This window comes from Bordetella genomosp. 12 (genome assembly GCF_002261355.1).
GTDB lineage: Bacteria > Pseudomonadota > Gammaproteobacteria > Burkholderiales > Burkholderiaceae_B > Bordetella.
In genome coordinates, this window is record NZ_NEVU01000003.1 from 1,016,217 (window position 1) to 1,037,089 (window position 20,873).

18 protein-coding genes and 1 riboswitch are annotated in these 20,873 nt (G+C 66.2%); of the genes, 9 read left to right on the top strand and 9 right to left on the bottom strand.

What is annotated here, in order from left to right; genetic code table 11:
* The first annotated feature begins 32 nt into the window (after positions 1 to 32).
* Positions 33 to 872 (top strand): UTP--glucose-1-phosphate uridylyltransferase GalU, encoded by an 840-nt coding sequence (gene galU / locus CAL22_RS16890; RefSeq protein ID WP_094815250.1) that lies wholly within the window; start codon positions 33 to 35, stop codon positions 870 to 872.
* Positions 873 to 888: 16 nt separating this feature from the next.
* Here the strand turns inward: galU and CAL22_RS16895 are convergent, their stop codons facing one another.
* The 5 genes from CAL22_RS16895 to CAL22_RS16915 form a co-directional block, all read right to left on the bottom strand.
* Positions 889 to 1,749 (bottom strand): cytochrome c oxidase assembly protein, encoded by an 861-nt coding sequence (locus CAL22_RS16895; protein WP_094815252.1) that lies wholly within the window; start codon positions 1,747 to 1,749, stop codon positions 889 to 891.
* Positions 1,750 to 1,821: 72 nt separating this feature from the next.
* Entirely contained in the window at positions 1,822 to 2,940 is a 1,119-nt protein-coding gene (locus CAL22_RS16900) for a porin (protein WP_094815254.1), read from the bottom strand.
* The gene (gene mgtA / locus CAL22_RS16905; RefSeq protein ID WP_094815256.1) at positions 2,927 to 5,662 is read right to left on the bottom strand and encodes a magnesium-translocating P-type ATPase; all 2,736 of its coding nucleotides are present in this window, start codon (positions 5,660 to 5,662) and stop codon (positions 2,927 to 2,929) included. Before mgtA ends, CAL22_RS16900 begins: the two co-directional genes overlap by 14 nt.
* A 292-nt stretch (positions 5,663 to 5,954) precedes the next feature.
* A complete protein-coding gene (locus CAL22_RS16910) occupies positions 5,955 to 6,287 on the bottom strand; it encodes a hypothetical protein (protein ID WP_094815257.1) in 333 nt (110 codons plus the stop codon).
* Between the two features lie 453 nt (positions 6,288 to 6,740).
* Entirely contained in the window at positions 6,741 to 7,739 is a 999-nt protein-coding gene (locus CAL22_RS16915; RefSeq protein ID WP_094816736.1) for a sodium:calcium antiporter, read from the bottom strand.
* Positions 7,740 to 7,786: 47 nt separating this feature from the next.
* Positions 7,787 to 7,952: riboswitch (yybP-ykoY riboswitch) on the bottom strand.
* A 97-nt stretch (positions 7,953 to 8,049) separates the two neighbouring features.
* Between CAL22_RS16915 and CAL22_RS16920 the strand changes: the two genes are divergently transcribed.
* Positions 8,050 to 9,393 (top strand): aminopeptidase P N-terminal domain-containing protein, encoded by a 1,344-nt coding sequence (locus tag CAL22_RS16920; protein WP_094815259.1) that lies wholly within the window; start codon positions 8,050 to 8,052, stop codon positions 9,391 to 9,393.
* A gap of 14 nt (positions 9,394 to 9,407) precedes the next feature.
* Here CAL22_RS16920 and CAL22_RS16925 read toward each other — a convergent pair whose 3' ends face one another.
* On the bottom strand, positions 9,408 to 9,857 hold the full coding sequence (locus tag CAL22_RS16925; RefSeq protein ID WP_208622024.1) for a TM2 domain-containing protein: 450 nt from the start codon (positions 9,855 to 9,857) through the stop codon (positions 9,408 to 9,410).
* Positions 9,858 to 9,951: 94 nt separating this feature from the next.
* Between CAL22_RS16925 and CAL22_RS16930 the strand changes: the two genes are divergently transcribed.
* From CAL22_RS16930 to ruvA, 6 genes are all read left to right on the top strand, one after another.
* Complete coding sequence (locus CAL22_RS16930; protein ID WP_094815261.1) at positions 9,952 to 11,103, top strand: UbiH/UbiF/VisC/COQ6 family ubiquinone biosynthesis hydroxylase; 1,152 nt, start codon at positions 9,952 to 9,954, stop codon at positions 11,101 to 11,103.
* Between the two features lie 141 nt (positions 11,104 to 11,244).
* Positions 11,245 to 12,270: a tRNA dihydrouridine synthase DusB gene (gene dusB, locus CAL22_RS16935; RefSeq protein WP_094815263.1), complete on the top strand. Its 1,026-nt coding sequence runs from the start codon at positions 11,245 to 11,247 to the stop codon at positions 12,268 to 12,270.
* Between the two features lie 40 nt (positions 12,271 to 12,310).
* Entirely contained in the window at positions 12,311 to 12,550 is a 240-nt protein-coding gene (locus CAL22_RS16940; protein ID WP_029578960.1) for a helix-turn-helix domain-containing protein, read from the top strand.
* 65 nt (positions 12,551 to 12,615) lie between these two features.
* On the top strand, positions 12,616 to 14,205 hold the full coding sequence (purH, locus tag CAL22_RS16945) for a bifunctional phosphoribosylaminoimidazolecarboxamide formyltransferase/IMP cyclohydrolase (RefSeq protein ID WP_094815265.1): 1,590 nt from the start codon (positions 12,616 to 12,618) through the stop codon (positions 14,203 to 14,205).
* Positions 14,205 to 14,750, top strand: a complete 546-nt coding sequence (gene ruvC, locus CAL22_RS16950; RefSeq protein WP_094815267.1) for a crossover junction endodeoxyribonuclease RuvC — start codon at positions 14,205 to 14,207, stop codon at positions 14,748 to 14,750. The genes purH and ruvC overlap by 1 nt, the downstream gene beginning before the upstream one ends.
* A gap of 65 nt (positions 14,751 to 14,815) precedes the next feature.
* Positions 14,816 to 15,388, top strand: a complete 573-nt coding sequence (ruvA, locus tag CAL22_RS16955; protein ID WP_094815269.1) for a Holliday junction branch migration protein RuvA — start codon at positions 14,816 to 14,818, stop codon at positions 15,386 to 15,388.
* Here ruvA and CAL22_RS16960 read toward each other — a convergent pair whose 3' ends face one another.
* Positions 15,389 to 16,306 carry a complex I NDUFA9 subunit family protein gene (locus CAL22_RS16960; protein ID WP_094815271.1) on the bottom strand — a complete coding sequence of 306 codons (918 nt, stop codon included), beginning with the start codon at positions 16,304 to 16,306 and terminating at the stop codon, positions 15,389 to 15,391.
* 125 nt (positions 16,307 to 16,431) lie between these two features.
* Between CAL22_RS16960 and ruvB the strand changes: the two genes are divergently transcribed.
* Positions 16,432 to 17,511 carry a Holliday junction branch migration DNA helicase RuvB gene (ruvB, locus tag CAL22_RS16965; protein WP_094815273.1) on the top strand — a complete coding sequence of 360 codons (1,080 nt, stop codon included), beginning with the start codon at positions 16,432 to 16,434 and terminating at the stop codon, positions 17,509 to 17,511.
* Here ruvB and recQ read toward each other — a convergent pair.
* Both recQ and CAL22_RS16975 read right to left on the bottom strand, forming a co-directional pair.
* Entirely contained in the window at positions 17,508 to 19,328 is a 1,821-nt protein-coding gene (gene recQ, locus CAL22_RS16970) for a DNA helicase RecQ (RefSeq protein ID WP_094815275.1), read from the bottom strand. The two genes, ruvB and recQ, sit on opposite strands and share 4 nt — an antisense overlap.
* Before the next feature lie 116 nt (positions 19,329 to 19,444).
* Positions 19,445 to 20,674 carry a fimbrial protein gene (locus CAL22_RS16975; protein ID WP_094816740.1) on the bottom strand — a complete coding sequence of 410 codons (1,230 nt, stop codon included), beginning with the start codon at positions 20,672 to 20,674 and terminating at the stop codon, positions 19,445 to 19,447.
* Positions 20,675 to 20,873 lie beyond the last annotated feature (199 nt).

The following is a 20,873-nucleotide window of genomic DNA, read 5'->3' on the forward strand; positions in this document are numbered from 1 at the left end:
CCTACCTACCGATTAAATTTGTTGGAGTCTCGATGAAAACCGTGCGAAAGGCCGTCTTTCCCGTTGCAGGCATGGGAACGAGGTTCTTACCCGCCACCAAGGCCATGCCCAAGGAAATGCTGCCGGTTGTGGACAAGCCCTTGATCCAATATGCCGTCGAGGAAGCGGTGGCCGCCGGGATCACCGAGCTGATTTTCGTCACCGGCCGCAACAAGCGGGCGATCGAAGACCATTTCGACGCGGCACCCGAACTCGAGACCGACCTCGAAAAGAAAGGCAAGACCGAACTGCTTGCGCTGGTGCGCGACATTCTGCCGCCCAACGTCAATTGCATCTACATCCGGCAGTCCGCTCCGCTGGGCCTGGGTCATGCCGTGCTCACGGCCGCCCCCATCGTGGGTGATGAGCCCTTTGCCGTTGTACTGGCCGATGACCTGATCGACGCCGATAAGCCAGTACTGTCGCAATTGATCGCCTGCGCGGCCGAGCATCAAGGCAGCGTCCTGGGTGTGCAGGAAGTCCCGCGCGAGGACACCCGCAAATACGGCATCGTCGCCGCCAAGGAAGTTGCCCCCCGCACCGAGCGTGTCTCGCACATGGTGGAAAAGCCCGCTCCCGAGGATGCGCCTTCCACCCTCGCTGTCGTCGGCCGTTATGTGCTGGAGCCGCAAATCTTCGCGCACCTGCGCGCCACCAAAATGGACAAGAGCAACGAGATCCAGCTCACCGACGGCATCGCGGCCATGATGCGCGAACGCGCGGTGTTCGCCTACCGTTACGAAGGCCGCCGTTACGACTGCGGCAGCAAATCCGGGATGTTCCAGGCCACCGTGGCCATCGGCCGCAAGTACCACGGCCTGACACCCGAATAAGCCGGGCGCCTGCCGTCTACATCCCGCCCTGAGCCTGGCCCGGTGACTGCCGGGCCAGGCGGTCTTCGCGCCGCAATCGGCCTTTGCCCGACAGCCGCATCAAGGTGCCCAAAGCCACCAGCAGGCCGATCACCTCCACCAAGGCCGCCGGGATCCACATCGTCAGTCCGCCGATGGTCTGATCCGTCTGGGCCGACAGGGCGATCGCCCGCCCGCACAATTCGAACAAGGGGTAGAGATCGGTTTCGGTAAAGGCGATGACGGCCCCGGCCACCATCTGCGGCGCCATGGTCATGATGGGCGAGAGCACCCGCCCCCCTGGCGACATGGCCGCGGGAGGACGCGGACGCCGATCGAGGATGAGATTCCAGTACATCAAACCGCTGATGACCACCGACCAGTTCATCAACCGGTACAAGCGCCAGTCCAGCATGGAATAGAACTGCACGGTCGGCAACAGCCAGACCAGGACCAGAAAAACAAACAGAAAAGGGACGAAAAACCGCTGCGTGAGCCCCGCCACGAGCGTCTTGCCGGCGGGGGTCAGCAAGGCATCACGCAGACGGCGGCGCCAAGCCAGGGGCAGGCCCGCGCGCATCACCGAGCCGGGGTAGCTGGCCATCACCAGCAAGGGGCCGAGATGATGCAGCACGAGATGCTGAGCCCGATGGATGAAGAACATGCGCTCGGCGTAATAATCCAGCCGCGTGTGCAAAGACAGATAGAGCAGCACGACGCCGCTCCAGAACAAACACTGCCGTGCCAGCGTAACGTGATGAACTCGACGCCCGCGCACGAAAAGCACGATGCTCAGGGCAAAGGCCAGCACCAACGTGGGCGAAAACTCCCAGGGAATGAGCCAAGCGAGAACATCCATGCCGCGACCGGACCTCCAGGAAACCTGAACGCTGCGCTGGGCCGCATTGCAGCGGCGTCCGGCCGATTGTAGCTAGAACTGTTGGGTCAGTCCTATGGCGACACGCGTGCTGCGGGTCGCCTCGGGCGTAAAACCGTCATCGAGGCTGCCGTGCCGCATGCGGCCGACAAACGCGTAGACGCTGGTGCGCGGCGAGAGATCCTGACGCCAGCCCAGGGTATAGAGCTGCACGGTGCGGGCGCGCTTCCCGTCCTCCCACGACCAATCGGGACGCGACCACGAGGCCTGCAACAACAGCGCGGACGACGCGCCCAGGGAGACCTCGGTGCCGACCAGCCAGGCATCGGCCCTGCCGCCCTGCACGAAGCCCATGGGCCCCAGCCCCTCTATGCCGCCGCCATCCTGGCCGACATAGCCATCGCGCTGCCGGGTCCAGGCAAGCGCCAGCTTCCAGCCCTCGGCCTGATAGGCCATGCCCGCCTGCCAGGCCGAGGGCTGGCGGCCCGCCGCCGCACTGCCCGTCCCTGGGTGCAGACGATCCCAGGTCAGGACAGCCAGCCACGGCTCGCTGTCGTACCGCAGACCCGCGCTCCAGGCGTGGCCCCGCCCGGACGAGGGGGGGCCATCGGGGCCCGCGGCATCGAAGGCATAACCCAGGCCCGCCTGCCAGCCGCCCCATTGCGGCGAGTACAGATTGACCAGATTGTTGCGCTGGTAGTTATCGGAAGCCTTGAACAAGGCACCCATGCCCATGTCGCGCCACGGCGCCACCTCCAGCTCACTGCCATAGCTCGCACCAATGGTGGCTTGCCGGCCCAGGCGGATTTCGCCGAAGCGGCCATTGGCCAGGCCCACCCAACTGCCGTAGTCGAATAACTGGCCGGAAGTGTTGGCGGAACCATTGACGAGATCAAAACCGCTTTCGAGGCCGGCGTTGACCTTCCAGCCATTGCCCAGCGGCTCCGAGACGCGCAACCCCCAGAGGCTGTCGCTCTGCCCGCCCGAGAGCAGGCCATTGCGCGTGCCCGACGACGCGCCGCCGCTGACGTGGGTGCTGGAGATGCCGGCATCCACCAGACCGTAGAGCTGCAGCACGGTATCGTCGGCCTGGGCACCGCCAGCCCAGGCGCTGGCGGCCAACAGCGCCGCCAGCGCCTGGCGCGGGTAACGGAGCGCGTTATTGCCAGCCATAACGCCGCACCCAGACATTCTTGAGAAGCTGGGTCAGCCAGGCATAACCCAACAGGATGGCCAAAAGGAAGGGGAAGTAGATCCAGGACAGGGGCTGCATGTCGAAATAGGCCGCGAGCGGCGAAAAAGGCAACAGCAGGCCGACCAGCATCACCAGCCCCGTCATGATGAGCAAGGCAGGCGCCGCACGGCTTTGCACAAAGGGAATGTTGCGCGTACGGATCAGGTGCACGACCAGCGCTTGCGACAGCAGGCCCTCAACAAACCAACCGGACTGAAACAAGGACTGATGCTCGGGAGAGTTGGCACCAAACACGTACCACATCAACACGAAGGTCAGTATGTCAAAAATGGAGCTGATCGGGCCGAAGAACAGCATAAAGCGGCCCAGGCCGGCAGGATCCCAGCGCTGCGGCGCCTGCAGTTGCTCCGGATCCACCCGGTCAAAGGGAATCGCGGTCTGCGAGAAGTCATAGAGCAGATTCTGCAGCAGCAGTTGAATGGGCAGCATGGGCAGAAACGGCAGAAACGCGCTGGCGATCAGCACCGAAAACACATTGCCGAAATTGGAGCTGGCCGTCATCTTCAGGTACTTGAGCATGTTGCAGAAGATGCGCCGCCCCTCCACCACACCGTCTTCGAGCACGGTGAGGCTTTTCTCCAGCAGGATGATGTCGGCGGCTTCTTTGGAGATATCCACCGCCGAGTCGACCGAAATGCCGACATCGGCCGCGCGCAGCGCCGGCGCGTCATTGATGCCGTCGCCCATGAAACCCACCGTCGCCCCCTGAGCGCGCAGCGCACGCACCAGACGCTCCTTGTGCGCCGGCGTCAGTCGCGCGAACACCGTGCCGCGCTGGGTGGCCGCGGCCAGCGCGGCCTCGTCCATGGCGTCCAGATCCGCGCCCAGATAGCACTCATCGACCTTCAGCCCCACCTCGCGGCAGACCTTCTGCGCCACGGCGAGCACGTCGCCGGTCAAGACTTTGACGGCGATGCCGGAGGCCATGAGGGCACGCAATGCGGGCGCGGCCGACTCCTTGGGAGGGTCGAGAAAGGCGATGTAACCCACCAGCGTGAGGTCGCTTTCGTCCGCAACCCGGTAAGCGCCATGGTCGGCGGGCAGCCGCTTGATGGCCACCGCGATGACGCGCAGCCCCTCGGCGTTGAGGCGATTGGTCGCTTGCCGGATGCCATCCCGGGCGGCGTCATCCAGCCAGGCCTCGCCATCGGCCGTGCTCACGCGCGCGCACACCGCCAGGATCTCCTCCAGGGCGCCCTTGCAGATCAGCTCATGGCTGCCGTCGCCACCGCGCTCGCTGACCACGACGGACATGCGCCGCCGGGAAAAGTCGAACGGGATTTCGTCGATCTTCAGGTAATTGGCTGCCGGATTCAGGTGCCGGCCGACCTCGGCGTGCTCCAGCACGGCCACGTCGAGCAGATTCTTCAGCCCGGTCTGGTAGTGGCTGTTGAGATAGGCATAACCGAGCACGGCATCGCTGGGCATGCCATCGACGTCAATATGCCGCTCCAGCACGATACGGTCCTGGGTGAGGGTGCCCGTCTTGTCGGTGCACAGCACCGTCATGGCGCCCAGGTTCTGGATGGCGTCCAGGCGTTTGACCACGACTTTCTTGCGCGACATGGCCACGGCGCCCTTGGCGAGGGTGGAGGTCACGATCATGGGCAGCATTTCCGGGGTCAGCCCGACCGCCACGGCCAGCGCAAAGAGCAAGGCCTCCAGCCAGTCGCCCTTGGTCAGGCCGTTGATGAGGAACACCAACGGCACCATGATGAGCATGAAACGGATCAAGACCCAGCTCACGCGGTTGATCCCGCGCTGAAACTGCGTGGGCGCGCGCGTGGTGGCCGTGACGGTGCCGGCCAATTGACCAAAGCTGCTCTGGCTGCCGGTGGCCAGCACCAGCGCCAGGGCGGAGCCGCTCACCACGTTGGTGCCCATGAAGGCGAGGTTTTCCAGCTCGAGCGGATTGCGCTGGCCAGCGCGGGCCTGCGCGAATTTTTCCACGGGCAGGGATTCACCGGTCAGGGCGGCCTGGGCCACGAACAGATCCTTGGCCGTCAGGATGCGGCAGTCGGCCGGCACCATGTCGCCGGCCGACAGCGCCACCACATCGCCGGGCACGAGATCGCGCAGCGGCAGCTCCAGCCCGCGCGCAACGCCTGGGCGCAATACCGTCGCGGTGTTCTGCACCATGGCCCGCAGCGCATCGGCGGCGCGATTGGAACGCCGCTCCTGCACGAATCGCAAAACGGTGGCGATCAAGACCATGCTGCCGATGATGATGACCGCAGCCCAGCTGCGGTCGGCCGGTTCGGCCAGATGCACATCGGTGACCCAGGACAGCACCGCCAACGCGGTCAGCAGCAGGTTAAAGGGGTTGCGAAAGGACAGCCACAGGTGCATGGGCCAGGACAGGGGACGCTCCTGGTCGACCTGATTGGGGCCGTAGACCAAACGCGCGGCTGCGGCCTTTTCATCGCTCAGCCCCTGCGGGCCGCTGCCCAGTTCGGCGTAGAGCGCATCGACGGGCGCTTCGGCCAGGGACAGCATGCGCGCGCCGTTGCGGCGGGCCATGTCGGCAGCCGCGCCGTGGTCGGGGCCAATTTGTTCGAGGATGGGATCACGGCGGAAGTAGCGGCCAATATGGCGCACTTGGGCCGCCGTGGAAAACAAGGCTTTGAAGACGTGCAGCATCGGAGTTCTCCGAACAGGGGCGCTGGCGATGGACGAACGCCAGCACCGGGATTCAACCGGAAGGAAATCGGCGATGCGCCGGGAGACAAGCGGAGAACGAGACCAGAGCCCTGCGGGCAGGTCATCCAGGAGGCGTCAGATCAGACCGCCTTCGCGTGCGGAGGGGGTCTGATCTAGCGTCGCATGGAGCGTCGCGCTTTGCGCGCCCGGCGCCATCGAGGCTCGGGGTCGGCGGTAGCGGGCATGAGATGACGCTCCTGGAAGGGGATGAGAGTGAAGAGGCGCGGCCGGATCAGGCGTTCGCGGCGCGTGCGCCGAAACGCACCTGGCGCACGACGGGATTGGCGCTCAGGCGCTTGGCTTGGGACATCAGTTCCCCGCGCAGTTCGGGCGGGCAATTGACCGTGACACAGGCCGAGGCGAGATCGGCGTGCTGCGAGGTGTCTACCTGGAAATGCGCCACCCGCAAGCCGGCGGCGGAAAAATCCAGGCAAATCTGCTTGCGCACGTCGCCCAGCGCATCGCGCGGGCATACGACGGTCAGCCGCGACGTACCCGGGCGGCGGTTCTGGGAGCCGGCACGATCCACACCGGCGCGACGCAGGAACAAGTCGAAAAAGCGCATAACGACCTCCGTACAGCAAAGCGGAGACGCACTGCGAACACGCACGCCGGCTCTCTCGGTACACGGGTGCGCAAACGGACGGCGCAACGCGGGCACGCGAAAAAACGGCGGTTCTGGCGTAGGTGTTGGGGAGACTGCCCTGCCTCGTCAGCGTGCTGCTGAAAGACTTGCTGAATGACGGCGCGATGGCGTCAAAGACGCATCAGGCCACTATCAGTTTTGGGCGGGACGCCGCAACCTGCATAACTCAACAGGCGCGGCAGAGTGGTTCTGCGTGTTCCTGTTAAGCAGCGATGTCGATACAAGATCGACTACTACTGTCGCCGGAATCGGTGTTCACAGAACAACTCCTGAGATTGAAAACAGAAGAATTTTACGCGGGTTTGTACTGATGGACAAGATTTTGCGTAAAAAAAGCGCCGGCCGCTTCCGGCCGGCGCGCCAATCCGGTCATCAGGCGTAGAAATGCCAGCCCAGATAGGCCACGAACACCCCGTAAAGCCCGCCCACGGCGGTCAGGGCGGGCACGCTCATGCGCGCCTGGCGGAAACGCAGCCACAGCAGCATGATCGCCAGCAGCGTCATCAGGCCCGCGACCAGCAAAGGGCCGTCCAGCAACCAAGGCGTCATGAATATCCCCAGCGCGCTCGGGATGGTCGCCTGGATCATCATGGCGCCGGAAATATTGGCCAGCGCCAGGCGCTCCTTGCCCTGCCGCACCCAGATCAGCGCGTTCATGATCTCGGGCAGCTCGGTGGCGACGGGCGCAAGCAGCAAGGCGGCCAGATGGGGCGAGGCGCCCATGGCAACGCCCAGAAACTCGATCTGGCGGACAAAGACATGCGAGGCGACGCCGATCACCAACAAGGCGAGCAGCGTCTGCATACAGGACCAGAACAAAGAGGGATTGCTGTCGCGCGGACGCAACTTCAGCGGCTGCAGATCCTCGCTGGCCAGGCTCTCCTCGTCATTGGAGAGCTCGCGCTTGACGTAGAGCCCGTAAATGCCGAGAAAGAGTATGCCCAGCCAGGGTTTCCAGGCAAAGGCCAGCAGCCCCAACCCGACCTTGAAGACGAAAATCCCCATGAACCATGCCTGGTCGCGCGCCAACCGCGGCTGATCGGCATGGATGGCCAGGGACTGGCCGGCGCGTCGGGCACGCCATAGCGCCAGCCCCACCACTGCATAGGCCAGCGTGGCCAGCACCAGCGGGCCGCCCATGGCCGCGCCCACGCCAATATCTTTTTGCTCAGGCGTCTGGCCGAAGACCACCGCCATGAACGTCACCGCACTTTCGGGCAGCGCCGTGCCAAAGGCGGCCAGAACCGTGCCGGTGGCGGTGGCCCCGAGGCGAAAGTGGTGGCCGACCCATTCGACGCCATTGACGAAAAACTCGCAGGCGAAATAGATGATCGCCGCGGCCAGCAGAAACAGAAATATCGAGAGAAACATGATGGGCAGCCGAGCGAGCAGACAACTTTGGCGCAACAAAGCGGCTCGCCCGGCTGGGGTGAACGCCATGTGGCCAAAGGTCTCGCCGGGCCCGAAGCACGCACCGGTTGACGGTGCTGCCAGGCTGCCAGCGCCATGGGGATAATCCACCAAGTTTGTTGACGCTGACTCCTTTGGGGAAACAAAGGATGGCTACTCCCCAATGACAGTGGCGCGATTGTAGCAGCGCCGCGCCAAACCGCCAGCGATGCCCATCCTGCCCGTGGGGTACAGTAAGCGAGTTGCCGCCTGCCCCTGTCTGCCCGCGATTATGAGCCTGCCTGCCGCCGATATTTCCGCCTTCGTGGCCCGCCGCCGCCGTGTCCTTGAGTGGATGCAAGCCCAGGGCGGCGGCGTGGCCGTCATCGCCACCGCACCCCAGGCGCTGCGCAATCGCGACGCCGACTACCCCTACCGCCACGATAGCGACTTCTACTATCTGACCGGGTTCATCGAGCCCGAGGCGTGGCTGATCCTGATTGCCGGCGCCGACACGCGCGCCGTGCTGTTTTGCCGCGCACGCAATGAGGCGCACGAGATCTGGGAAGGTCTGCGCGTGGGCCCGGAAGCGGCGGCGCAGCGCTTTGGCATGGACGACGCCCATCCGGTCGACAGCCTGGATGAGCTGGCGCCGCAATGGCTGCTGGACCAGCCCAACCTCTGGCTGTCCCAGACCGCCGGCGCCGCCGTCGGCGCGCGGGTGCAGTCCTGGATGCAGGCTGCGCGCGAGCAGGGGCGCTTTGGCGCCCGCCCGCCCGCGGCGCTGCGCGACCTCAATCCGCTGCTAGCCGACATGCGCGTGGTCAAGGATGCGGCCGAGATCGCCAGCATGCGGCGCGCCGCCCGCATCTCGGCCGGCGCGCATGCGCGCGCCATGCGCGCCGTCAGGCCGGGGATGCGCGAATACGAGCTCGAAGCCGAGTTGCTGTACGAATTCCGCCGCCATGGCGCCCAGGGCGTGGCCTACAACAGCATCGTGGCCTCCGGGGCCAATGCCTGCATCCTGCACTACCAGGCGGGCGATGCCGAACTGGGCGATGGCGAGCTCGTGCTCATCGATGCCGGCTGCGAGTACGACAGCTATGCCTCCGACATCACCCGCACCTTCCCGGTCAATGGCCGCTTCAGCGGCGCGCAACGCGCCCTCTACGATCTGACCGCTGCCGCGCAGCAGGCGGCGGTGGCCGCCACCACCCCCGGCCACAACTGGGACGATGGCCATCAGGCGGCGCTGCGCGTACTGGCCCAGGGCATGCTCGACGAAAGGCTGCTGCGCGGCAGCCTGGACGGCGTGCTCGAATCCGGCGCGTACAGCCGGTTCTACATGCATCGCACCGGCCATTGGCTGGGGCTGGATGTGCACGACGTGGGCGACTATCGAGAAGCGCCGACCTCGCCCGGGGTCCCCGGCCCGTGGCGCACGCTGCAGCCCGGCATGATGCTGACCATCGAACCCGGCATTTACGTCCGCCGCGCCGACGACGTGCCGGCCAAATTCTGGGACATCGGCATCCGCATCGAGGACGACGCGCTGGTCACGGAGACCGGCTGCGAGCTCATCACCCGGGGCGTGCCGGTCGACGCTCGGGAAATCGAAGCCCTGATGCGCGAATAGCGCCGGGCCGCCGGCTAGAAGACGTAACCGTCGAGCCAGCCCATGGCCGTCCAGACGTAGACCACCACCATGGCCACGGCCAGCATGGACACAATCCCGCCGGCCAGACAGGACAGCAAAGCCACCAATACCGCCGGCCAGCCCGTGCGCGACACCGGGCCCAGGCCCGGGTTATAGCGCTGATCGAATTTATGATCGGCCATCAGGCTGTAGACGGCAGCCTCGATGAAACCGGCGATTATGGGGATGAACAATAGAAAGAAGGCCGGGTTGTCCCACCACGAAGCGAAAGCGAGCGTACCGGCCAGACACAGCACGGCGTAGAGCGTCACGACCCAGGCGTGACGCCGGCCAAGATACCAGCCCTGCGCGCCGACCACGCCCAACAGACAGGCCAACAGCCCCGCGGTCACCTTGCTGCGCGGTGCGCGCGGGGGGGGTGCCAGTGTCTGCGCCTGGGTCATCGTCAGCCTCCGGAGCGGGCGGGCGGCGCCCGCGGATCGAGCCACATTCTAGGGCGGCCGCGCCGCAAGTTGAACCCCCGGGTAAAATCGCGCTATGAATCAATCGGTTTACGACATTGCGATCCTCGGAGCGGGCCCCGTTGGCCAGGCGCTGGCACTGCTGCTGGCGCGCGCCAGTGCGCACCCCGAACGCATCGCCTTGCTGGCTGGCCAGCCAACGCCGGCACGCACCTTGCCTGCGGCGGATCCCCGTGTCCTGGCCATGAACCATGGCAGCCGCGTGCTGCTCGACAGCCTGGGCGCCTGGCCGACGCAATTTGCCGACATCCGGCACATCCATGTGTCGCAGCGGGGCCGTTTGGGCCGCACGCTCATCGGCCATGAAGACTTCGGCGTGCCGCAATTGGGCAGCGTCGTGCCTTACGGCGCGCTGCACAGCCGTCTGGCCGAGCGCGTCGCGCAAAGCGGTGTGACGGTGCTCGCCGGGGAGGCGGCCCGCCTCGTGTCGCAGGACGCCGAGGGCGTCACGCTTTCGCAGGGCGAGACCGGTATTTCCTGTCGTATCGCCGTGCAATGCGATGGCGCCGCCGGCACCGACCTCAAGCGCGACTACGGCCAGCATGCCGTCATTACCAGCGCACGCGCCAGCCTGCCGCGCCCCGGTTGGGCCTGGGAGCGTTTCACGGCCGAAGGGCCGCTGGCCATGCTGCCCCATCCGCAGCAACCCGATAGCTACTCCGTCGTGTGGTGCGTGGCGCCCGAGCGCGCCCAGACTTTGGCCACCCTGGATGATGCGCAGTTCTCCGCCCAACTGAGCGCGGCGTTCGGCGAACGGCTGGGCCGCCTGACGAGCCAGGCTCCCCGCCATATCTTCCCCCTGGAACTCAAAGCCCGGCACGCCCAGGCGCAGGGGCGCGTGGCCACCATCGGCAACGCCGCCCAGACACTGCACCCCGTGGCAGGGCAAGGGCTGAATCTGGGCTTGCGCGACGCCGCGCAGCTGTCCCAATCGTTGCTGGGCTGGCAAAGCGGGCAAGACCCGCGCGAGCGGCTGCGCGATTTCGCGCGGGCCCGCAGCGCCGACCGCTGGCTCACCGCGAGCCTGACCGATCTCATGCCTCGCGTATTCGCCACCGGCCTGGCGCCGGTCGAGCACGCCTGCGGGCTGGCCCTGCTCTCGCTGGACCTCGCCGCCCCCTTGCGCGCGCCGCTGGCGCGCCATCTTCTGCAGGGGTTGCGCGTCTAGCTGTCGCTTCGAGCGCGTTCGTCACGGACGCCCTTCGCAATCGGCCTCTCAAAAGGGGGCTGGCGCCGCCATTGCCCGCCGAATTCACTTCGGGCGGGCTCTCGGAAATGGGGCCAGGCCCAAGACGGTTAAAATGTGAGCATGCGCATCGGCCCCTGGTCTCTTTCCAACAATGTTTTCGTCGCCCCCATGGCCGGGGTGACGGATCGTCCTTTCCGCCAGTTGTGCAAACGGCTGGGGGCGGGCTATGCCGTGTCCGAAATGGCGGCAAGCAATCCGCGCCTGTGGGACAGCGTGAAAACCTCGCGCCGCCTCAATCATGAAGGCGAGATAGCCCCTATTTCGGTGCAGATCGCCGGCGCAGACCCCGCGATGATGGCAGAAGCCGCCGTGTTCAATATCAACAAAGGCGCGCGCATCATCGATATCAATATGGGCTGCCCGGCCAAGAAAGTCTGCAATCTGGCCTCGGGATCGGCGCTGTTGCGCCACGAGGATCTCATCGCCCGCATCCTGGACGCCGTGGTGAGCGCCTGCGCTCCCCTGGGCGTGCCCGTCACGCTCAAGACCCGCACCGGCTGGGACCGCGAAAGCCGCAATGCCTTGCGCGTTGCCCGCCTGGCCGAGCAAAGCGGCATCGCCGCCCTCACGCTGCACGGCCGCACACGTTGCGACCTGTACACCGGCCACGCCGAATACGACACCATCCGCGACGTGAAGGCCGAGATCGGCATCCCGGTGGTGGCCAATGGCGATATCGACAGCCCCGAAAAAGCCCGCCAGGTGCTGGACTACACGGGCGCCGACGCGGTCATGATCGGCCGCGCCGCGCAAGGCCGGCCGTGGATTTTTCGCGAAATCGATCACTATCTGCGCACCGGCCAGACGCTGGCCGCGCCCAGCCACGCCGAAATGCGCGACCTGCTGCTCGAACACCTGGATGATCACTACCGTTTCTACGGCGAGCACACCGGGGTGCGCACGGCGCGCAAGCACATCGGCTGGTATATCGACACCCTGCCCGGCGCGGAATCCTTCCGCGCCCGCATGAACCTCATCGACAACACCGCCGATCAATTCCGCGCGGTGGCCGACTGGTTCGATCACTCGCTTATGGGTGCCGGCAATCCAAGCCATGCCGTCACCTCGAACTTGCTGGCGGCATAAGCGCCAGCCTCACCATAAAAATATCTGTACTCAAAACCAAATGAGCAAAAAAGATGTCCTGGAAGAATGCGTGCGCGCCAGCCTGGAGCGCTATTTCGAAGACCTGGGTGATTCCGAACCCCACGACATGTGGGACATGGTGATGCGCTGCGTCGAGCGCCCGGTACTCGAAGTGGCCCTGGAACGAGCTGGCGGCAATCAGTCGCGCGCTTCCGAGATGCTGGGCATCACTCGCAACACGCTGCGCAAGAAGCTGCTGGCCCACAACATCCAGCCCTGATCGCCCGATAGACGGATTTCCCTGTATCCGCATCCCTTGAAGGGATGCCCTGACCCACCACCATCATGAAAATCGAAACTGCTCTGCTTTCGGTGTCCGACAAGACCGGCATCGTGGAATTTGCCCGCGCGCTGGCCGCCCGCGGCGTGCGCCTGCTCTCGACCGGCGGCACCGCCCGCCTGTTGGCCGACGCCGGCCTGACCGTCACCGAAGTGGCCCAGCACACCGGCTCGCCGGAGATCCTCGATGGCCGCGTCAAGACGCTGCACCCGAAGATCCACGGCGGCCTGCTGGCGCGCCGCGACAGCCAAGAGCACATGGACACGATCGCCGCGGCCGGCATCGACCGCATCGACATGCTGGTGGTCAACCTCTATCCCTTCCGCGAAACCGTCGCCAAGCCGGATTGCTCCTTTGCCGACGCGGTCGAAAACATCGACATCGGCGGCCCGGCCATGCTGCGCGCGGCGGCCAAGAACCACGGCACGGAAGCCGGCGGCGTGACCGTCGTCATCGATCCGACCGACTACAGCCGCGTGCTGACCGAAATGGACCAGGCTGGCGCCACTTCCTACGCCCTGCGTCTGGAACTGGCCGCCAAGGTCTATGCGCACACCGCTTCGTACGATGGCGCGATCGCCGCCTACCTGACCAGCCTGGCCGACGCCGCGCCGGCCCAGGATGCCGTGCCGGCCCGCAACGAATGGCCCCGCACCCTGACTCTGCAGGTCCAACAGCAACAGGCGCTGCGCTACGGCGAGAATCCTCACCAGACCGCCGCCTTCTATGTCGATGCGCAGCGCCCCTCCGGCCTGCTGGGCAACTACCGGCAGCTGCAAGGCAAGGAACTCTCGTACAACAACATCGCCGATGCCGACGCGGCCTGGGAGTGCGTGCGCAGCTTCGACACCCCGGCCTGCGTCATCGTCAAGCATGCCAACCCCTGCGGCGTCGCCGTGGCCAGCGGCAACCTGGAGGCTTATCAAAAAGCCTTCAAGACCGATCCCACTTCGGCGTTTGGCGGCATCATCGCCTTTAACCGTCCGGTGGACGCCGCCACCGCCGAGGCGGTGAGCGCGCAGTTCCTGGAAGTGCTGCTGGCCCCCGCCTATGACGGCGCCGCGCTGGCCATCCTGGCCGCCAAGAAGAACGTGCGTGTGCTGGAAGTCCCGGCCGGCGCCGGCCAGAACGCTTTCGACGTCAAGCGCGTCGGCGGCGGCTGGCTGGTGCAGACGCCCGACGCCTTCCAGGTGCCGCGCGATGCCCTGAAGGTCGTCAGCAAGCGCCAGCCCACCGAAGCCGAGATGAACGACCTGGCCTTTGCCTGGAAGGTCGCCAAGTACGTCAAATCCAACGCCATCGTGTTTGTCGGCGGCGGGATGACGCTGGGCGTGGGCGCCGGCCAGATGAGCCGTATCGACTCGGCCCGGATCGCCTCGATCAAGGCCGAGAACGCTGGCTTGACGCTGCAAGGGTCGGCCGTGGCGTCGGACGCGTTTTTCCCCTTCCGTGACGGCCTTGACGTGGTCGTGGCCGCGGGCGCGACGTGCGTGATCCAGCCCGGCGGCAGCGTGCGCGATGACGAAGTCATCGCGGCCGCCGACGAGCATGGCATCGCCATGGTGCTGACCGGCACCCGCCACTTCCGCCACTGATGCGTGTCCTCGGCATCGACCCAGGCCTGCGCCGCACCGGTTTCGGTGTGATCGATGCCGAAGGCATGCGGCTGCGCTATGTGGCCAGCGGCACCATCGTGGTTCCGCCGGAACTGGCCCTGGCGCAGCGCCTGAAGATCATCCTCGACAATCTGCGCGAGGTGGCCCGCGAGACGCAGCCCGATGTGGCTGCCCTCGAAATCGTCTTCCTCAATGCCAATCCGTCATCGACGCTGCTGCTGGGCCATGCCCGGGGCGCGGCCCTGTGCGCCTTGGCCGAAAGCGCGCTGGATGTGCACGAGTACACGGCGCTGCAGATCAAGAAGTCCGTTGTGGGCACCGGCCGCGCCGCCAAAGAGCAGGTGCAGATGATGGTCAAGCATCTGTTGTCGCTCGACGGCACGCCCGCGCCCGACTCCGCCGACGCGCTCGCCTGCGCCATCTGCCATGCGCACACCGGCCCCCTGCAAAGCCGCCTCGCGCCGCTGACCAACGGCTCGCGCAGCGGCAAGGCAAGAGTGCGCAAAGGGCGCCTGCTGGGTTGAACGTATAGAATCGCGCCATCGGAGCCGCTGTATCAGGGGCCCCATCTTCAGGCAAGACTCTCCCCATGATTGGTCGCATCACTGGAATCCTGATCGAGAAAACGCCGCCCGTGGTCTGCGTGGATGTCAACGGCGTAGGCTATGAGATCGACGTCCCCATGAGCACGCTCTACGCGCTGCCGGAAAACGGCGCGCGCGTGACGCTGTTTACCCATTTGGTGGTGCGCGAAGACGCGCACCTGCTTTATGGTTTTGGCACGGCCAGCGAACGCGCCGCGTTCCGCGAGCTGGTCAAGGTCAGCGGCATCGGCGCGCGCACTGCCCTGGCGGTGCTGTCCGGGATGTCGGTGGCCGAACTCGCGCAAGCCATCACCCTGCAAGAAAGCGGCCGGCTCACCCGCGTGCCGGGCATCGGCAAAAAGACCGCCGAGCGCCTATTGCTGGAGATGCGCGGCAAACTGGGCGCGGACATCGGCGCCACGCCGCATGCCGTGCCCGACAGCCAGAGCGACATCCTCAATGCGCTGGTCGCGCTGGGCTATTCGGAGAAAGAATCGCTCGCCGCGCTCAAAACCCTGCCCGAAGGCATCAGCGTTTCGGACGGTATCCGTCAAGCGCTCAAAGCGCTGGCGCGCTGACTAGCGCCGGCCGAGGTAGGCCGGCGCTACCGCCTCGAGCGCCGTGGGCAGCAGGCCCAGGAGCGGGTCCGGCGCCTGGCTGGCAACACTGTCACGCGTGAGCGTATCCAGGTTGTCGCGCGAGAACAGCGGCTGCCCTGGCAGGCACTCGAACAGCGCAGCCTGCAGGCGTGCCACCGGCCCCGGCAAGGCCATGACGCTCCGGCGATGGCCGCTCCATTGCGCGCAGCGGCTGGCCAGTTCCGCGAGCGTGTAGACCGTCGGGCCAGCCAGCTCGACGCGGCGGCCGGCTGCCAGCGGGGTGGCCAGCAGATGGATGAGCGCCTGCACGACATCGCCCACATAGACCGGCTGCACGCGGCTGGCCGCGCCCGGCACCATGAGCACGGGCAGCCAACGCGCCAGCCGCGCAAACAAATTGGTGAAATTGTCTTGCGGGCCGAACACGACCGACGGCTGCAATATCGTCCAGCCGGCGTGCCTCGCCTCGGCATAGACCGCGGCCAGGGCGGCCTCGCCATCGCCCTTGGAGCGCAGATACATGCTTGGCCCCTGACGATCGGCGCCCAGGGCGCTCACGTGCAGCAGGCGACGCACCTGCTGCTGCAGGCAAGCCTGCGCCAGCCGCCGGGGCAACGTGACATGCGCCCGCGCAAAACCGCTGCCATAAGGCTTGCCGCGCCCGCCGTGCAGCACGCCCACCAGGTTGATGGCCGCGTCGCAGCCCCGTAGCAGCGACGCCAGCGCGGCGTCGTCATGCACGTCACGCTCGAGCACGGTCACCGTGGGCAACACCAGCAGTTCGCGGCCCTGGGCCAGCCGGCGCGTCGGCACGATCACGCGGTGCCCGGCCCGCGCCAGGCGGGCGGTCAATGCCCGGCCAATAAACCCCGTGCCGCCTGTGACCAGGATACGCATCTCATCCCCTTCCGGTAACTTGCCCGCATTCTGCCCCGGGGCGTACTGTCGCTGCAAGCCGCTGGAGCCGGAGGGCCGGACATGGGACAATGCTGTACAAGCAACCAGTCCCGACGCCTTTCCCCATGGCAATCCAGTCCGATTCGCTCTCATCCCGACCCGATGCCCACCGGCTGGTGACACCGGCGCCGGTCTCGCCCAATGAAGAATCCATCGAACGCGCCCTGCGGCCCAAGGCGCTGCAGGAGTATGTCGGCCAGCATCGCGCGCGCGAGCAGCTGGAGATCTTCATCGCGGCGGCGCGCAAGCGCGGCGAGTCGCTCGACCATGTTCTGCTATTTGGCCCCCCCGGGCTGGGCAAGACGACGCTGGCGCACATCATCGCCCACGAAATGGGCGTGCAACTGCGACAGACATCCGGCCCGGTGCTGGAGCGCCCGGGCGATCTGGCGGCCCTGCTGACCAACCTGGAGCGCAATGACGTGCTCTTCATCGACGAGATCCACCGCCTGTCTCCCGTCGTCGAAGAAATTCTTTATCCGGCGCTCGAGGACTTCCAGATCGATATTCTGATCGGCGAAGGGCCCGCCGCGCGCAGCGTCAAGCTGGACCTACAGCCGTTTACCCTGGTGGGCGCGACCACCCGCGCCGGCATGCTCACCAACCCCCTGCGTGACCGTTTCGGTATTGTTTCCCGTCTGGAGTTCTACAACACCGACGACCTGGCTCACATCGTCACGCGCAGTGCCGGGCTGCTCAATGCCGACATCACCGCCGAAGGCGCGCGCGAAGTCGCCCGCCGCGCGCGCGGCACGCCCCGCATCGCCAACCGGCTGCTGCGCCGGGTCCGCGATTACGCCGAGGTCAAAGCCAACGGGCGCATCGACACCGACGCGGCCAGCCAGGCGCTGGCCATGCTGGAGGTCGACCCTCAGGGGCTGGATCTGATGGACCGCAAACTGCTGGAAGCCATCGTGCATAAATTCGATGGCGGCCCCGTGGGCGTGGACAGCCTGGCGGCGGCCATCGGCGAAGAACGCGACACCATCGAGGACGTGATCGAGCCCTATCTCATCCAGCACGGTTACCTGCAACGCACGCCGCGCGGGCGCATGGCAACGCAAACCACCTGGCGCCACCTGGGGCTGCAGCCACCGGCGGGCAGCCAATCGGGCAGCGGCGACCTCTTCTCGCGCGAGGCCTAACGGGGCCGCGCCACGCAGCGCAGGATTTCCTCGCCATAGGCTTCGAGTTTGCGCGCGCCCACGCCGCTGACGTGTCCTAGATCCTCCTGGGTGTCTGGCATGGCCAGGGCGATCTCGCGCAGCGTGGCGTCATGGAAGATCACATAAGCGGGCACGCCGTGGCTGCGCGCCACTTCCGCGCGCCAACTGCGCAACGCTTCGAAAACCGGCATGCGGTCTGCCGGCAAGTCGATAACCGGCGCCTTGGCACGTGTATTGCCACGGCTGCGCGGCTTTTTTTCCGACTCGCGCCGCAGCATCAACTGCACCTCACCGCGCAGCACGGCACGGCTGTCTTCGGTCAGCGCCAGCGTGCCATACCCCTCGTGATCCACCATGAGCAGGCCCTTGGCGAGCAGCTGACGCAGCACGCCGCGCCAGGCGGTTTCGGACAAGTCGGCCCCCACGCCGAACACACTGAGCGACTCATGATCGTGCTGGCGAGTGCGGTCGCTGCTCTTGCCACGCAGGATGTCGACGATATGTCCCGCCCCGTAGCGCTGACCGCGTTCCTTGCCCAGGCGGTAGATGGCTGACAGGGCTTTCTGCGCGGCCACCGTGCCGTCCCAGGCTTCGGGCGGCTCCAGGCAGACGTCGCAATTGCCACAGGCCGTGATGGTCTGGCCGAAATAGGCCAGCAGGCGGACCCGGCGGCACTCCACCGTCTCGCATAGCCCGAGCATGGCATCGAGCTGCTGCCCCAGGCGGCGGCGATAGCTTTCATCGCCTGGCGACTCATCGATCATGCGCCGCTGCTGCACCACGTCCTGCAGGCCGTAGGCAAGCCAGGCCGTGGCCGGCAAGCCGTCACGCCCCGCCCGCCCGGTTTCCTGGTAGTAGCCCTCGACCGATTTGGGCAGATCGATGTGGGCGACAAAGCGCACATCGGGTTTGTCGATGCCCATGCCAAAGGCAATGGTGGCCACCATCACCACGCCATCTTCGCGCAGAAAACGCGACTGATTGCTGGCGCGTACCTGCGCGCTCAGACCCGCATGGTAAGGCAGAGCATGCACGCCCTGCTGACAGAGAAACTCCGCGGTTTCTTCGACCCGGGCACGCGACAGACAATAGACCACGCCGGAATCACCCTCGTGCTCACTGCGGATCAGGTCGAGCAACTGCCGGCGCACCTCGTTTTTCTCGACGATGCGGTAGCGGATGTTGGGCCGGTCGAAACTGGCCACGAAGTGGCGTGCCTGATCGAGGGCCAGACGCTGGGCGATCTCGGTGCGCGTGGTCGCCGTGGCGGTGGCCGTCAGTGCAATGCGCGGCACATCGGGCCAGCGCTCGTGCAACATCGACAGGCCGAGATACTCCGGACGGAAATCGTGTCCCCATTGCGACACGCAGTGCGCCTCGTCGATGGCGAACAAGGCGATGCGTCCGCGCTCGAGCAGTTGCAGGCAACGGTCCGTCAGCAACCTTTCGGGCGCGACGTAAAGCAGATCCAGCTCGCCCGCCACGAAGGCGCGCTCGACTTCGCGCACCTGCTGCCATTCCTGCGTGGAGTTCAAAAAGGCCGCGCGCACCCCCAGTTCCGTCAGGGCATCGACCTGATCCTGCATCAGGGCGATGAGCGGTGACACGACGATGCCCGTCCCTTCGCGAACCAGGGCAGGCACTTGATAACACAGGGATTTACCGCCACCGGTGGGCATGAGCACCAGGGCGTCGCCGCCGCTGATGACGTGCTCGACGATGGCCTGCTGGTCGCCGCGGAAGGATTCGTATCCGAAGACGCGCTGCAACACGCCAAGCGCGCGGGGATCAGACATAAGAAACGGAAAGGAATGCTTGCTTCATGGAGGGGCATTTTACGGCGCAACGCGACAAGCGTGCTCGGCGGCCTGGCACACCGGGCGCCGCCCGCCTCCCCCTCCGGGCAAAAGCGCTAAAAACCCAGCCAGTGGCCGCGCATGAAGGTATCCACCGGCATGGACAAGTTGGCCTTCCATTCGTAATCGCCCGACAGCAGATCGCGGTCGGCGCCCAGCGCGAACTGGACGTTAGGCGCGAGCTCCATACTATGTTGCAGCCCAACGCGGCGGTCATTGGGGTCGCCCCGGCCCAGCACGTCGGAAGTATAGGTGCCGCTCAAGGTACCCATGCCCCGCAGCGGCACGCCGGCCGACAGCGTGCTGCGCATCAAGCGCGTGGCCGCCGCACCGGAACTGTAAGAACTCAGATCGCTGAAACCAGCGCCGACATCTTCGCCGGTGAGCCCCACCTTGACGGTGTCGGCCATGGTGACGTTGTAGCCGAAGCGGTAGCGCCAGGCGTTGACCGAATCAAAGTTGCTCTGCGTAACGCCGGCCTCGAAAGTCCCCACCTCGCCGGCGTTGTAGCGCGTGCCCATGCCCCGGGTCGTCAGCCCCCGCGTAGTCTGCATCTGGCCTTCCACCGTGACGGCGCTGGTCAGGCCATAACGCACCGTCCCGCTGCCGGCCGACGCGCCGTAATCGACGGCTCCGGCCGTGGCCGACGGATCCATCAGGTTGAGCCGCCCGACCGAGGACGAGTAACCGAACTTGCCTTCGCCGATATTGCTGCTGCTGTCGAATTGATCGGAGATCTGCACGCCGCCCAACGCCGCCCCTGCGCCCCAAGCCGGCGAATTGGCCGTCAGGTTGCCCACCCCGACCGCCGGGCCTTCGGTGCCTCGGTACAACCAATTGCGGTCTCCGTAGCTGAGTGCGGGCCGCGCGTTGATGGCGGAAAACCAGCGCGGCTGCGGCAGCACCACCCCCTGGCTGAGCACCGGGCGTGAGCCCGCCAGCTCGCGGCGTTCCAGGTCCAGGGCGTAGGAAGGACTGACCTGCGGCACCTCGTACTGCGGAAACGCCCGCTGACAATCTGCCGGGGCTTCCTGGCCGGGCGTCGGCGCCAGATCGGCCGGCGCGGGGGGGCCGGACCACTCGGCGCAAGGGTCGGGCTCGGGGCTCAGCGCGTAGCCTTCGACCGGGCCGGGCAATTGCACCTGTTGCGGCATGGCGGGCGCGAGCACGCCGATACCGTAGCGCGCCGCCTCCCGAGTGGCCTGGCGCGCCTGGGGCGCGGCGGCATCGGCAGCGGCAGGCTGCGTGGCAGAATTATCGGGGACGGATTGATTGTCGCCAGACATGGCGCAGGCGCCCAGCGCCATATTGCCCGCCAGCGCGGCGGCCAGCACCGTGCGCGACATCCGTTTACGCTCGCGTTCGCGAATGACCATAACGCGAATTAGTGTAGAAATTCCCGAGCGCGACATCTGTAAACGAAGTTAATAAAACGACACGGGATTTCCCCGCAAGCGCCGATCGGCGGCTCGCTATTCTAGGGCC